Origin of the sequence: Micromonospora aurantiaca ATCC 27029, from assembly GCF_000145235.1 — a bacterium.
In the GTDB taxonomy this organism is placed as follows: Bacteria; Actinomycetota; Actinomycetes; order Mycobacteriales; family Micromonosporaceae; genus Micromonospora; species Micromonospora aurantiaca.
In genome coordinates, this window is sequence record NC_014391.1 from 6,834,919 (window position 1) to 6,848,460 (window position 13,542).

The window sequence follows — 13,542 nt, forward strand, 5'->3', positions numbered from 1 at the left end:
GTACTGCCCCGCGGCAGTACGTGTGGTGGCGCGTGATGGTCCGCCACAAGCGAGGCCCACACCTGTCCGACCTGACTCCACTTCCCTCTCCCCTTTCGACGATTCGGAGTAATCACCGTGACCAGCCACGACATCGGTCCCCCAGAAGCGCCCAGCACCCCCGCCAGCGGTGGCGGAGTGTGGACCGAAGAGCGCATCCGCGCACTCGGCGCGATCACCGACCTGCCCACCGCCGGTCGTGTCTTCGGCCTGGGACGAGCCCTGTCCTACGACCTCGCCCGCACCGGCGAATTCCCAGCGCCGGTCCTGCGGGTCGGCGCCCGCTACAAGGTGCCCGTCGCCGGCATCCTCACCGCCCTGGGCCTGCCGCCGTCGCCCGGCGACTTGACCCCGAGCGGGATGCGAAGCGTCGATCACCACGACGAAATCAGCAGCATCGACCCGCCGCACACCGGCGGCGACGGAAAGAAGGAACCGTGACCCGCGCCCGTAACCCCGAAGGGGCCCTCACCAAGCGCTGCACCTGCACCGACCCCGACACCGGCAAACGGCTCGGCAGCCAGTGCCCGAAACTACGCCGCCCCGGCGGCGGCTGGCACCCCACCCACGGCGCGTGGGGCTACCAACTCGAACTGCCCGTCCGGCCCACGCAGCCGCGCCGGCAACTGCGTCGCTCCGGCTTCGACAGCCGCGACACCGCCACCGCCGAACTGCGCCACGCCCGCGCGCTACTCGACCTCGCCGGCGGCGAGGCCGACCTCGCCATCGAGGTCGGGGACCTGCTGCACGCCTGCCGGCCCGGCACGCCGCTGCCCGACCGCGACGCGGTCGCCGCCCGCATCCGCGCCGGCGTGCCCGCCTCCGTTCCCACCACCACCGGCGAATACCTGACCGCCTGGCTGGAAGGACGACGCGGGTTGGCGGAAAAGACCGTGCGCGGCTACTCCGACCACATCCGCCTGTACCTGGTCCCCCACCTCGGCAAGATCCCCATCCAGAGCTTGCGCACCGCCCACATCGAGGCCATGTTCACCGCGATCGGTCGCCAGCAGGACGCCATCCGCGCCGCCCGCGCCAGCACCGACCCCGACGTACGCGCGCGCGTCAAAGGCGTCCGGCCGATGGAAGCCTCCAGCATCCAGCGGCTCTACGCCACCCTGCGCAAAGCCCTCAACGATGCCGTCGTCCGGGCCAAGCTGATCCCCACCAACCCCGCCCTCGGCGTCGAACTACCCACGGCCAAGCGACCCAAGGCGCGGGTGTGGACTGTCAAGGCGGTCGAGCACTGGCATGCCACGGGCAAACGGCCGAGCCCGGTGATGGTGTGGATGCCCGCACAGGCCGGGCGGTTCCTCGACTACACCGAACGACACGACATCGTCCTCTACGCGATGTTCCTGCTCATCCTGCACCGCGGTCTGCGCCGCGGGGAGGCGTGCGGCCTGCGCGACCACGACGTCGACCTCGACGCCGGCTACCTCACCGTCGTCGAACAGATCACCACCGTCGGCTACACACCCATCACGCGACCCGTCAAGAGCGACGCCGGTGACCGCATGGTGCCCCTCGGCCCGAAAACCATCGCCGTCCTGCGGACCTACCTCGACATGCGCCGCCGGTGGAAGAGTGTCAGCGGTGACGACTGGCCAGACACCGGCCTGTTCTTCGTCCGCCCCGACGGCAAGCCGTGGCACCCACAGACCATCAGCGACCGGTTTGACCACCTGGTTGCCAAGGCGAAGCTGCCGCCCGTGCGGCTGCACGACCTACGCCACTGCGCCGCCACCTACCTACGCCACGGCGGCGCCGACATGAAGGAGGTCCAGGAAACCCTCGGCCACTCCACCATCGGCTTGACCTCCGACACCTACACCAGCGTCATCCTCGAACTCGAACGCGGAAGCGCCGACGCCGTCGCCGACCTCATCCCCCGCGACGACACCGCCGCCTAGCCCTGGTGCGGGGCGACAGGCGGCTCTTGCCGCAGGGCAGTCGATGAAGCCGCGATCCGTCAACCTACCCGCCCCACGCCTAATCGAACATACATTCGACGCGGCTGTGAAGGTGGTGCGGAGTTGGTGGCACAGCAGCTGTGGACGGCTCGCCCGCCGCGACGTATGGCTGGTACGCCACACCCGGTGGCAGGTCGTCGCCCGCGCCGGCGACCTCATTGGAAACCCCGCCACGAGGCTTCAGGCTCCTGGCGCTATCGCTGATGGTTTTCCGGTGAGGCGCGACCGCTGTCCGCTCGATGAAGCGCCTTTGCCACAACTGCCTCGGCCAGCGCTGCTGATCTGGAGATTTCCTGCACGGCCGTTTCCGGCAGCCCTCCTGGGGCAAGGCCCGCGCCGACGGTGATGCGACGCAGATCGGCACACTGGTCGGGCGTGGTGCCACCTATGGGTCCGCAGAAGCTGAGAACGTCCCGAGCGGCGTAGCCGTCGGCAATGTCGATGGCCTGCTGGGCGGTCTGGTAGAGGATTTCTGCCGCGAGTTTGGGCCGAGTAGGCGTGGCGAGGATCGCGGTGGCGAGTCCGAGTCGTGTGCGGTAGGACGCGTAGTTGGGCGCAGATATAGGCGCCGCGAGTTGTTCGGTGGCGACCGTGAGGTGGTGAGTGGCGTTTGCGTCTGCCGGTCCTATACAGATCACGTTGAGGCAGGTGGCGACCTGGTGCTCCCATAGCTGGGTGAGTGTGCTGCTGCCGAGGATTTTGCGTCCTTGATCGGGTTTGCCCTGGATGCAGGCGGCGATGACGGCTGCTTGTCGTCCTTCCATCAGGTGGCCGCCGATGCCGTTGTGCTTGCGAGCGTGCTCGGCAGCGCCGGCCCAACGGTTGCTCAGGGCGAGGATGCGGATGCCTTCGCCGAGCAGTTGCAGCCAGACCCACTCGCGCAGCTTGCGGCGTTCTCCAGCGTCGCCGTCGAGGGTGGCGGTGGGCAGGGCGTGTTTATCCAGGATGAGAGCGGTGCGGTGGGTGACGGCGTCGTACATGGCTTCGAGGAGGCGCAGTGCTGGCACACCGTGGTCAGCGCGGATCTGGAGGCGGGCAAGGTTAAGGACCGGTTCGAGCATGTACCGGGCTTCGAGGATCGAGAGCGGCCGGGCCGTGCGGCGGTAGGCGTTGATGTGTTGCCAGCACAGCTTCCTGGCTAGGTCAGGCATGCCGGCGTCGCTGGCGATGAGGGCCGCCTTGTTGAGGGCGTGTGCCGCGTCGGGCATCCCGTGCTCGCGCTTCTGGACTGCGGTGTCGGCCGCGTCGGCGATTTCCTTGATGCGCAGCGGCAAGGCCGGACAGTCGGGGCGCGGGCGACCGAGGAGCGGGAAGTAGCGCAGGGCGGCGGCGACGCTGGCGTGGTACATGGTTCAACTCCTGGGCAGGATGGCGGCGGTCGCGGCGTGGGCGAGGATTCCTTGTGCGTGGGCTGGTAGGTCGAGCCGGTTCCAGTGAAAGATCACGATCTGGGCCAGGACGGCGCGGATGCCTCGGCGGAGACGTCCGGCGTGGGTCGCGTCGGCGAGCTGTTGGCCCGCTGCGGCGAAGGCCGCCTGCCAGCCGCTGGCGTCACTGAGAGGTCCGCCGGGAGTGAACATCGCCGTGCGCGCGTTCGCCGGAAGCGCGAGGAGGGGCCGCATCTGCGCGGCGAGTCGGTCGATGCGGGTCGCGTCGGCGGCTGCGGGGACGGGTCGCATCTGGGCTACCTGGTCGAACATGTCCGCCGCCTCGTACCAGTCGAGTCCCGCGTGGTGCTGCAGGGTTCGGATGAGCAGCACTGACAGCTCGCGGCGGCCGATCAGTGGCGCGTGGTGTCGGGTGTAGTTGAGGACGGCTCGGCTGTCGGCGCAGAACAGCTCATGCACGATGGCCGTGCTGGTGTCTCCGCCGAACGCGGCGGTTTCGGGTTCGTAGATCCCTGGCTTCCACCCCGCGGTCACACCGTCGGCGGTGAGGTCATCGAGCAATGCGCGAACGGCTCCGTGGTGAGCGGCGCGGATCCGGAACCGCCAGTACGGATGTTTGCGCAGGAACCACCAGCCGGCCTGCCCGCCACCAAGTCGATCGAGGTGCGGGGCGAGGCTCGACCGGAACACGGCCTCGGCGGTGTTCCAGTCGATCGGCCTGATTAGGGCCTGCTGCCAGGTGTCGTCGTGCCGGCGTTGCAGAGCGGTAAGTCCGGCGGTGCGGTAGGTCTGCACGGCGGCGTCGAGGTCGTCCACGTCGACGTCGGCCCCGGCAGCCGCAGTGGCCATCGGAGTTCCCGCGAGGACCGCCTCCACGAGAGCGGCCATCCGGTGCGGGCTGACGGTCAGGCGATCAGTAGACATGTGTCCCACCTGGTGCGGGGAGGCGTGCTCGTACGCGCGGCTTCTAGCGCGAGGGACCAGCCGGACTGGCCTGTGAGAAGCCCGGGGTGATCAGGGCTAGGGCCTCGCTGGTTGAGGCGTTCAGCGAGCGTAGGGAGCTGGGCGGCGATGTCGGCTGTGCGGGCGTCGCGGACCGCCCGGTGCGCGGTGGCGTAGAGCCCGGCCAGGCCGTGACAGATGCCGAGTTCGGTGAGCCGGTCGAGTTGAGGCCCAGTCATGCTGGCCGCGAGGGCGGTCTCGGCCGCTACCTGGCGGTCGGGTTGGTTAGTGGCGATAGCCGCGAGTTGGAGGGCGCGGGCGATGCCGGGCGCGCCGTAGCACCACGACGGCCTACCAGGTACCTCTTGTTTGAACCGGCCGGCGCGTAGTTCGTCGCGGGTGAGCCATTGCGGCCACCACGGTCCGTGGGTGGTGTCCTGCTGCCATTGGTCGAACCAGGCGCACAGGCGCTCAATCGCCTCCTCCTGCCCCTTGACCTGCCGGCCGTTGCGCGTGGCGAGGGCGAGCAGGGCCAGCAGGCCGGCGGCGCCGTGGGCCATACCGAAATTGGCGTGGCCGCCCGGAGTGGGCATGAGCGGATCGGGGTCGTGGTCGACCCACCAGCCGGGAAGTTGCTGTCCGTCGTCGGTGCGGGGCTCGGTGAGCCCTACGACGTAGGTCAGCGAGTCGCCGAGTTCGTCGCTGTCAGGCAGGTCCCGCAGCAGGAGTGCGCCGAGCCCGGTGAGGCCGTAGAACAGGTCGTACTCGTTAAACGTGGCGGGTTGGCCGTGTCGGAGGCGATTGTCCGCGTCGGTGAGGCGGTCGCGGACGAGCCGCCGGACGTGCGGGGTGAGGTGTTGTCGGGCGGCGGTGTACCGGTCGCGGCCGTCGGCGGTGGCGGCGTTGAGCATGAACAGGATGGCCGGCGCCCCGTAATACAGACCGGCGTGGCGACCAGCGTCAACGCGATCGCCAGTGGCCTGTGCGACGAGATGACGCGCGGCTGTCCAGTCGCCAGTGCCGGTGAGCGCTCGCTCGATCGCCAGGAGCGCGACGCCGACCCCGCCGGTGGCGAGCGACTGCCCATCGGCTTCATCCGCTGCGGTGACGGGCTGCTCGGTGGCGGCGGTCATCGGGTATCTGCCGCTGCCAGGCAGCGCATCGCCGCCGCTCGCGCGGCATGGTTAGTGGCGCGCTCGAAGTCGGGGTCTACACCGACAGCACGCACGTGGTGCTCGTGCAGGAGGGTCCGTAGCACGGTGGTGGGGTCGCGCTGCGGCAGCAGACGCTCGTAGTAGGCCGACAAGGCGTGGTCGCGGGCCCGCCAGGCATCGGCAATGGCGTCCCCGCCGGGCAGAGCCCGCACGCTGCGGTAGTCGGTGGTGGGGTCGGCCAGCCGGCGGGCCAGGTCAGTGATCGTGCGCTCCGCTGGTGCCGCGGCTTGTTGGAGGCAGGCCAGCAGGGCGCCGTATCCGGTGTCCGGGTCGGGGGCGAAGGCGGCAGCCAGGCGTGCCATGGACGCTGCGGCGAGCGCTTGCGCGGGTATGTCGGTCTGCTCGGCGGTGCGGAGTTGAGCGATGGCGGCGGTGGTGTCGGCAGCGAAGACCTCTTCGGCGGCATGTTGGGCGGGGCCGTGGCCGTAGCGGGCGGGATGCTGGTGGTACGGGGCGAAGATGAGTTGGGCGGGTAGTGCGCGACGGGCGAGGTCGGCGGCGAACTCGGCCAGGATCGCGCAGGCGGCGGCGTGCGCGGCGGGTTCGTTGAGACGGAGGAACAGGGACAGGCGCTGGTCGGCTTCGACGCGGATGGTGTCGCGGTCCCGTCTGATCCACCAGCGCTGCAGGCCGAGGCCGGCGAGCCGGTCAGCCAGCCGGGGTAGGTGTGTGGTGAGTAGCTCGTCGAACCGGGCAGGGTTGCCGGCTATCTGCGTGTGGATGAAGGTGGAGGTGCCAGGCCGGAGCGTGTCACCCGGGGGTGCGGTGACCGGTAGTCGTCGGGCCGGCGGCGCGGTTGGTGTCATCGCGCTGAGGAATTCGGCCGGGTGGCCTCCGGTCCAGCCGTAGCCGTCTGCGGGGGCGTCTTCGCGGAGTTCGAGCCGTTCGGCGCCGCCCAGTCGGGCGCGCAGGAGAGCACGGTCGAGCGGACTGTCCAGGTCGAGGGGCAGCTGTAGCTCGTTCTGGCAGGCCACCACGCGGGCGGGCACGCGCCAGCGTCGCCGCCACTCGGTTAGAGCCGCATCCCACCGGCCCTCGGTGTCGCCTGCGCCGGGTGGCGTGTGGGGCGGTATATCAGCGGCGTTCAGCAGCCAGCGCGCCGGGGCAAGGATGACGCGGCGGTAGCGGATGCGGGGGATGTAGGGCAGGTTGCGGGCGGCTGCGCCGTGATCGAGGGGGCCGAAGGCGATGCTGCGGGCGTCGGCGACCTCGGCGAGGAACCGGGCAAGCGGTGGGGTTTGCACGATGGTGTCGAGGGCGTGCGGAATGTGCGGGACGATCCGGCGACCCGTCGGCTGGTGGACGAGGTACATCTGTTCGCTGTCGGCTGTCACGGCCACGTCGTCCAGGCTGATGTCCGGCCAGTCGGGCTGCTCGGACAGCGGAAGCACGAAGGGCAGGATTCGGCCGACGCGGGTGACGTTCTGGTTGCGCGGAAGCCGGGGCGGGAACGACACCTGCACCGCCAATTCCTCGTCAGCGTCCCGACCGCGGGTACTGAACGAGGCAGTGACCTGCTCCTGCTCGGTCGGTTCGAGGAGGTAGGAGAATCTGCCGGCCATGCTTGACGGGGTGCGTGGGGCGCCGGTGACCTGCACCGTGAACTCGCCCCGGTCAATGGCGTCGGCGGCGGTGGCGTGAACGGCGAAGGCCAGCTCGACTCGGGGCGGCCTGACGGCGGTGTGGTGATCGCCGACCGTGAGCGCCTCGATGTCGGCGTCGGTGAGGTGGATCTCGCCAGTGTTGTCGAGGATCGCCTGCTGAATCAGCGCCTGCAGGTGCGTGTCGCGTTCGGTGATGACCCGCCAGGCGGGGCGGGCGCGGGGTGCGCCGAGGTAGCCGGTCGGGTAGCCGAGGCCGGAGTCGGCGAGCAGGTCACGCACGGGTACCAGCGCGCCGGGGCCGTAACGGTCGCGGAAGCGGGCGTGGTAGTCCAGCCACGCCACCGATCCGAAGGGCTGAGTGCTCAGGCGCAGCAGCAGGTCGACGGCGAGCGCCGCTTCGGCCAGCACCGGCGGCGGGAGGCTGATCTGTGCGTCGAGGCGCACGTCGATGGCGAGCTGGTGCTCGGCGTTCGGCGCCAGCACGGTCATCGGCTCGGTTACCGCAGCTCGGATGAGCATCGCCTCCGAGCCGTCCACCTGCGCATCGTGGCGCGCCAGCTCCTGGCGGATCGCGCAGAGCTGGTCGAGACTGGCCGTCACCTGGGGCAGCTCGGCCGCCTCGGCGCTGTGCAAGGCGTCAATGACGTGGGTCAGGCCGTCCACGGCGGTCATGGGTGGGCGAAGGTTGGTGATGAGGAAGCCTCCATCGATCAGGCCGTGCAACATCGCCTCGACGGTGGCGACCGCCACATGAGGCACCTCGTGCATGATCTGTGCGAGGAGCCGATCGAACCGAATCGGCCACGCAGCGACTTGCAGGGCCAGCCTTACCGCTGCCGTGTTCCTGGTGGACGTCTCACGCAGCATTCCCGGCGTCCGCTGCCCCACCGGCGGCCAGGCGGCGACGATGACGCGGCCATCGCGCACCACGGCGGCGCTGTCGGCCACCACGAACAGCCGCCGCCGCAGAGCGTGATGCGCCTCCAAGCGGTCAACAACGCACGTGAGCCATTCGCCGTCTACCCGTGCCACCGCACGATGCTTGTCTCCGAACGTCGCGGAGGCCGGGCCGACGGTGGCGGTCGTGACGGCGGCGAACAGCCCGAATGGTGTTGTCCGTCGCTGCCAGCGCAGCAGGTAGCCGCAGGTAGCGAGGACCGCCCGACGCACGGCGGCGGCCGTCGTGCCGGACGCGTCGGCGGCGAGGAGCTGGTCGACGCGGCGGGCCAGGTGCGGGCTGGCTATCGAGATGGCGTCCCGGACGTCAGGTCGGCTCCACTGGCCGGCCAGCCAGGCGAGACCGGCCTCGGTGCTCGCCGCAGGGCCGATGAGGTCCGGCCCGGGTTCGGGACCGAGGTTGCCGGGATCGGTGCTGGCCCGGACCAACGCCGGGCCGACCGGTTCAAAGGTGCGCTGGGGCAGCATTCGACGCCTCCTGCCGCAGGGAAGGGGGGATGGCCGCCGGAGCCCGCGAAGCACGGGCTCCGGCGGCACAGAGGTGTTGCGGGGGCCTGGTGGTCAGGCCGGGTCGTACGACGAGGTGGCGCAGGCGCTGGTGTTGCAGGTGCTGCCGCAGCCGTCGCTCGTGCTGCAGGCCATGATCACCAGCGGCGTGGTCGCCTCGATCACCCGCATGTCGAGCACGAAGTCGTCGTCGGTGACGACCTCGGCGTCGATCGGCGGGGCGTCGAGGACCGCAGTCGGCGGAGCCATCGACATCACTCTCCTTCCCTACAGGGGTTGTGTGGTGCCACCTGGTCGTCAGGACCAGGAGATCGAGATAACGCCGTGCGTCTTGTCCATGACCGCGGCGTCGGCGGGGATACGCGTGTGGTCGCTGTCGGAGGGCCAGTAGCCGAAGCGGGGCTCGACGTGGCGCCCGTCGCGATCCCAGGCCCGGATCTGCTCGACCATCGCGGCGGCGGCTCGCTCGCCGTCGGGGCCGAAGGCGCGGGCCCCGAACTCGAACCCCTCCCCCTCGGTCGCGGGTCGCACCGCCAGGTAGGCGAAGCCCGCGCCGTGCACGACACCGAAGGGAAACCAACGGCGTTCGGCGGCCAGGTCGGTTCCCTCGTCGGCCGCGACCCGGCAGAACCCGGGCAGGAACCACGCGAACCACAGGTGCAGATCGGCGAACGACACCCCGTTGCCGATCGTCACACCGGACCACAGCTCGGTGCGCTCCATGGCGAGGACGCCATCGAGCCGGTCCAGCCGGTCAGGCACATCGGAGTCGAACAACAGCCGGACGTGCCGGCCGTTCGCGTCGGGCAGGAGGAACACCCGGTCCGGGCGCGCGCCGGCACCCTGCATCGGTACGAACCCAGCAACCTCCACCGACGCGCTGATGAGGTGATCGCCGTCGCGGCGGAACCCGATCGTCCTCGTCACCGCGTTCATGATCAGCGGCAGGACGATGACGCCGCCCTCACGGAGCTGGTCGAGCAGGGCGGGGGCGATATCCCACGCCCCGACGGTGACGATGATCGCGTCGAACGGTCCCTCACCGGGCACGCCGTGCTCGGCATCGGCGACGAGGACCCGCACTCGGCTGCCGTAGCCGTTTTCTTCCAGCAAGGTCGCGGCCCGGTCGGTGACCTCCGGATCGATGTCCACGCTGACCACCCGACCCTGCGGCCCGACGATCTCAGCGAGGTACGCGGCGTTCAGCCCACCAGAGCCGACCTCCAACACCGTCATGCCCGCCGCGAGGTCGGCCTGCTCCAGCATCCGCGCCTGAATGTAGGCCGCGGACACCGACGAGATCGCCACACCGTGCTCGTCGCGCTTGGTCACCACGGAGTTGTCGAAGCCGTAGGCGACGTCGAGGTCGGTGTCGGAGGGCATGAACCGCTCGCGCGGCACCCGGCGCACCGCCGCTTCCACCACCTCCGAGGTGATTTTCCCCTGGGCGCGCAGGTCGCCCACGAGAGCCGCGCGCAGCTCGGCGGCGCGGTCGGCGGCGAATCCTGTGTCGGCTGTCTGGCTCACTCGCTACTTCCTCTTCCTCGAAGCGGGTCGGTCGGGTCGGGTCGGAACACTGTTTTCCGCTGGCAACGGCCAGGACAGCATCGACGGTGCGGCCAGCGGTGCTATCGGGTCCGGGTGGGCCGGCGGCAGGGGGACGGGGGTGCCCGCTGCCGCCGGCCCGTGACCGACCATCCCGTGGACACCCCGGTCACGGCGGCCGGTCAGGTAGCCGCCTCGCGGCGACTACGGGTGAGGGCTGATGGATTTCGGGTCTCCTACAGCCCTGGCCATTTGGAGGCTCAGCGCTCGGCGGGTGGGGAGGCTGAAGTGGCTCAGCGGCTCGCCTCGCCGGCGCGGCGGGCCTCATTGGTTCAGGTCCCCTTGTGGGCGTGCACGGCGCGGCGTTCGTACGAGCCGAGGAGCACGCCGGGGTCGGCCATGAGGTCGATGAATCGGCCGAGATCGGCGTGGCTGAGTTCGGGCTGGATCAGCAGGGGCCGGAGGTGTTCGGCCGCGTCGGCGAGGATTCGGCAGCCGGGACCGCCGCCGGCCCAGGTCTCGATGCTTCGGTGGGTGCACACGGTCTTCATGCCGTTGGCGACGAGCAGCTCGGGAACGTCGTTCGGCCAGGTGGCGCGTCCGCCCGGATCGGTGACGAGCCCGTAGATCCTCGTCACGAGATGCTGAATCAGGTCGGCGTCCTCGCGGTGCGGGCGGCGGAAAACCCGAGAGGGAGTGAAAGGAAGGTCAGCCAAGATAAGCCAGCCGTCGGGACGCAGCCGGTCGATCATCTGTCGAATCACGGCGTTGGAGTCGGGCAGGGCGCCGTGTAGCCACCGCGCGACGGCGAGGTCGAAGGTGTCGGCTTCGCCGGGCAGCTCGTCACCGTCGAGGTTGCGCTGGTAGACGTCGATGACGGCGGTCGGAGCGAGATAGCTGGTGTCTTTGTCGACCGCGGTGACCCTGCCGCTTGGCCCGACGAGGCGGGCCAGGAGGGCGGTGATCTCGCCGGTGCCGGCGCCGATTTCCAGGATGCGGTGGCCGGGCCGGATCTCGAGGCGGTCCAGTTCGTGGCGGATGGTTGGGTCGAGCAGTTCGAGCAGTTGTGGCGGACGCAGCCGGCCGTTGTGGGTTGTCGTCATCCCGATGCTCCTTGTCGATCCGATTCGCAGGGCGTGTAGGCGAGGGTGAGCACTACCGGGGATGCGCGGGGCATCTCGCGCCGGTCCAGTGGTGGCGGCGGGGGTGCGGTGGGGTCGACGGGCGGCGGCTCCCACCATCGGCCCGGGGAGTAGGTGCGGGTGAGCAGGAGCAGGTAGGAGCGTGTCCGCCAGCCGGCGGACGTCAGGCGAGCGTGCTCGTAGGCCAGGACAGCGCCGGTGCTCGGGTGCAGAATGAGCAGGTACCGCTCCCGGCCGTCACCGCTGATCGTGCGGATGCCGATGCCGGAGCGACCGGCGTGGTCGAGCGTGTCGGGATGCGCGGTCAGGCCGGCGGTGTCGGCGAGGACCCACGCGGTAAGGCCGCGTCGCAGCGGGCCAGGGTTGTGCCAGGTGTTCAGCGTGGCTAGACCGTCCATGAGCGCCGCGTTCTCGCTACGCCGGGAGGTCTGCAGGTGTGCCTGCGCTAGGAGCCAGTCGGTGCTGTGGTAGGCCCGGAAGAGGTTCTTGTCGTGGAGCCATCCGGACGGCCAGAAGTCGCGGCGAAGGTTGGGGTGACGGGTCAGGGGTGGGTACCGCTGTGCCAGTTCCGCGCCGGAGTTGTCGTCGGCGTACCAGCGCACGACGTCGCGCATGCTCGGTTCACCGCCGCTGTTGAACCAGGCACGGTGGTACACCACGTCGTAGGTGCCCTCGACCGCATCGCAGGTATCCGGGGTGATCCGGGCTGCGAGGTCGAGCAGGACCGGGCGGGCTGGCTGGCCGGACCGCAGCCTCGTCGGCGGTGGAGTGCGGGTGATCCCGACGAGGTAGCCCTTCGGCATCGGCACGCCGCAGCCGTGTGGCGGTGAGGCCAGTAGCGGGAACTGTCCGCGAGCCGGTGGGGGCACACAGCCTACGGCGAGGGCTGCGGCAAGGACAGCCACGACGCTGCGGCTTGTCCGCCGGCTGCCCGCCACGGCGGGTGTCCGAGCCGCCGTCGTGCGCGTGTGTACGTCGCCGGGCTGGGCACCAGGCGCGGCGGCGACACCCTGACGTGAACGACTCTGGCTGCTATGGGGTACGGAATTCATGACGTCCTACCTGGCGTCAACTCGCCGTGACGGGCGTGCCGAGGCGTGATACGAGCTGCGCGGCCTCGCTGATTGCGGCCTGCTGCTGGGGTGTGAGGGGCTCGGCGGCGTAGCCGGCGACGACGGCGGCGAGCGGGTCGGTGACGTGGGTGGTGGTGCCGGCGAGTTCTTCGAGGAACGCGAGGGCGCAGTAGGGGACGTACCAGGGGTTGTATCCGCCTTCGTGGGCGGCGATGAGCCGGCCGTGGCAGAGCCGGTCGGCCGCGTCGATGAGCAGCCGGGTCATTTCGCGGTAGGAGGCGGCGGTGAGCATTTGCCGCGCCAGGGGGTCCCATACGTTGGCGTCGAAGCCCGCCGCGAGCAGGATCAGGTCCGGTGCGAAGCGGTCCAGCACCGGCAGGACCACCTGGTGCATCGCGGACAGGTAGGCGGCGTGGCCGCTGCCGGGCGGTAGGGGCACGTTGAGGGCGTAGCCGGTTCCGTAGCCGGTGCCGTTTTCGTGGGTCCAGCCGGAGTCGGGTGGGAAGCACCCGGCTTGGTGCAGGCTGATGGTGAGCACGCTCGGGTCGTCGTAGAAGATCGATTGGGTGCCGTTGCCGTGGTGGGCGTCGAAGTCCACGACCGCGATGCGGGCCAGTCCGAGTTCGGCTTGGGCGTGGCGGGCGGCGACGGCGATGGAGTTGAACAGGCAGAAGCCCATTCCGGCCTCGGCGGTGGCGTGGTGTCCGGGCGGGCGTAGCAGGGCGTAGCCGTTGGTGATGTCGCCGTGGACGGCGGCGGTGACGAGTTCGATGAGCCCGCCTGCGGCGAGGCGGGCGATGTCGTAGCTGCCGTGCCCGACCGGGGAGAATCCGTCTCCGGCGTCGCCTCCGGCGCGTAGATCGCTTTGGGCCTTGATGTGCTGCACGTGCGCCTCGGTGTGCACGCGCAGCAGTTCCGCGACGGTGGCCCTGCGAGGCTCGATGCTCATCAGCTCGCCGAGCAGCCCCGAGGCGTGGATCAGCTCGTGGACCCGCCGTTTGGCCTCGGGATTCTCGATGTGCGCGGCGGGTGGGATACCGGCGGCCGGGTTGGCGGGCAGCAGGCCGGCGCTGGTGCCGGTGTCGTGCCACAGGTACTCGGGATGGAAGACGTAGCCGGTGGTCATGGTGGGTGCCCTTCGTTAGTCGGGGCCGGTGC

Annotated in this window: 11 protein-coding genes; 2 read left to right on the forward strand and 9 right to left on the reverse strand. The window is 70.2% G+C overall.

The annotated features are described in order from the left end of the window. Nucleotides 1–117 precede the first annotated feature (117 nt). Nucleotides 118–480 carry a hypothetical protein gene (locus MICAU_RS30545; RefSeq protein WP_013289216.1) on the forward strand — a complete coding sequence of 121 codons (363 nt, stop codon included), beginning with the start codon at nucleotides 118–120 and terminating at the stop codon, nucleotides 478–480. Continuing rightward, on the forward strand, nucleotides 477–1,952 hold the full coding sequence (locus tag MICAU_RS30550) for a tyrosine-type recombinase/integrase (protein ID WP_013289217.1): 1,476 nt from the start codon (nucleotides 477–479) through the stop codon (nucleotides 1,950–1,952). The genes MICAU_RS30545 and MICAU_RS30550 overlap by 4 nt, the downstream gene beginning before the upstream one ends. A gap of 254 nt (nucleotides 1,953–2,206) precedes the next feature. On the opposite strand, the gene MICAU_RS30555 is transcribed toward MICAU_RS30550, so the two are convergent. The 9 genes from MICAU_RS30555 to MICAU_RS30595 all read right to left on the reverse strand — a co-directional run bounded on the left by MICAU_RS30555 (nucleotide 2,207) and on the right by MICAU_RS30595 (nucleotide 13,510). Continuing rightward, nucleotides 2,207–3,361, reverse strand: a complete 1,155-nt coding sequence (locus MICAU_RS30555) for a hypothetical protein (RefSeq protein ID WP_013289218.1) — start codon at nucleotides 3,359–3,361, stop codon at nucleotides 2,207–2,209. 3 nt (nucleotides 3,362–3,364) lie between these two features. After that, nucleotides 3,365–4,288, reverse strand: a complete 924-nt coding sequence (locus MICAU_RS30560; RefSeq protein WP_049794855.1) for a thiopeptide-type bacteriocin biosynthesis protein — start codon at nucleotides 4,286–4,288, stop codon at nucleotides 3,365–3,367. Nucleotides 4,289–4,305: 17 nt separating this feature from the next. Then, nucleotides 4,306–5,475: a lanthionine synthetase C family protein gene (locus tag MICAU_RS30565; protein ID WP_013289220.1), complete on the reverse strand. Its 1,170-nt coding sequence runs from the start codon at nucleotides 5,473–5,475 to the stop codon at nucleotides 4,306–4,308. Continuing rightward, the gene (locus tag MICAU_RS30570; protein WP_013289221.1) at nucleotides 5,472–8,585 is read right to left on the reverse strand and encodes a lantibiotic dehydratase; all 3,114 of its coding nucleotides are present in this window, start codon (nucleotides 8,583–8,585) and stop codon (nucleotides 5,472–5,474) included. The genes MICAU_RS30565 and MICAU_RS30570 overlap by 4 nt, the downstream gene beginning before the upstream one ends. A gap of 93 nt (nucleotides 8,586–8,678) precedes the next feature. Next, complete coding sequence (locus tag MICAU_RS30575) at nucleotides 8,679–8,873, reverse strand: FxLD family lanthipeptide (protein ID WP_235437568.1); 195 nt, start codon at nucleotides 8,871–8,873, stop codon at nucleotides 8,679–8,681. A 48-nt stretch (nucleotides 8,874–8,921) separates the two neighbouring features. Next, nucleotides 8,922–10,151, reverse strand: coding sequence for a methyltransferase, FxLD system (fxlM, locus tag MICAU_RS30580; protein ID WP_013289223.1), 1,230 nt, complete (start codon nucleotides 10,149–10,151; stop codon nucleotides 8,922–8,924). A gap of 350 nt (nucleotides 10,152–10,501) precedes the next feature. Continuing rightward, nucleotides 10,502–11,272, reverse strand: coding sequence for a class I SAM-dependent methyltransferase (locus MICAU_RS30585; RefSeq protein WP_013289224.1), 771 nt, complete (start codon nucleotides 11,270–11,272; stop codon nucleotides 10,502–10,504). Beyond that, nucleotides 11,269–12,120, reverse strand: coding sequence for a hypothetical protein (locus tag MICAU_RS32830; protein WP_161801645.1), 852 nt, complete (start codon nucleotides 12,118–12,120; stop codon nucleotides 11,269–11,271). Before MICAU_RS32830 ends, MICAU_RS30585 begins: the two co-directional genes overlap by 4 nt. 259 nt (nucleotides 12,121–12,379) lie before the next feature. After that, nucleotides 12,380–13,510, reverse strand: coding sequence for a class II histone deacetylase (locus MICAU_RS30595; protein WP_013289226.1), 1,131 nt, complete (start codon nucleotides 13,508–13,510; stop codon nucleotides 12,380–12,382). Between the last annotated feature and the right edge of the window lie 32 nt (nucleotides 13,511–13,542).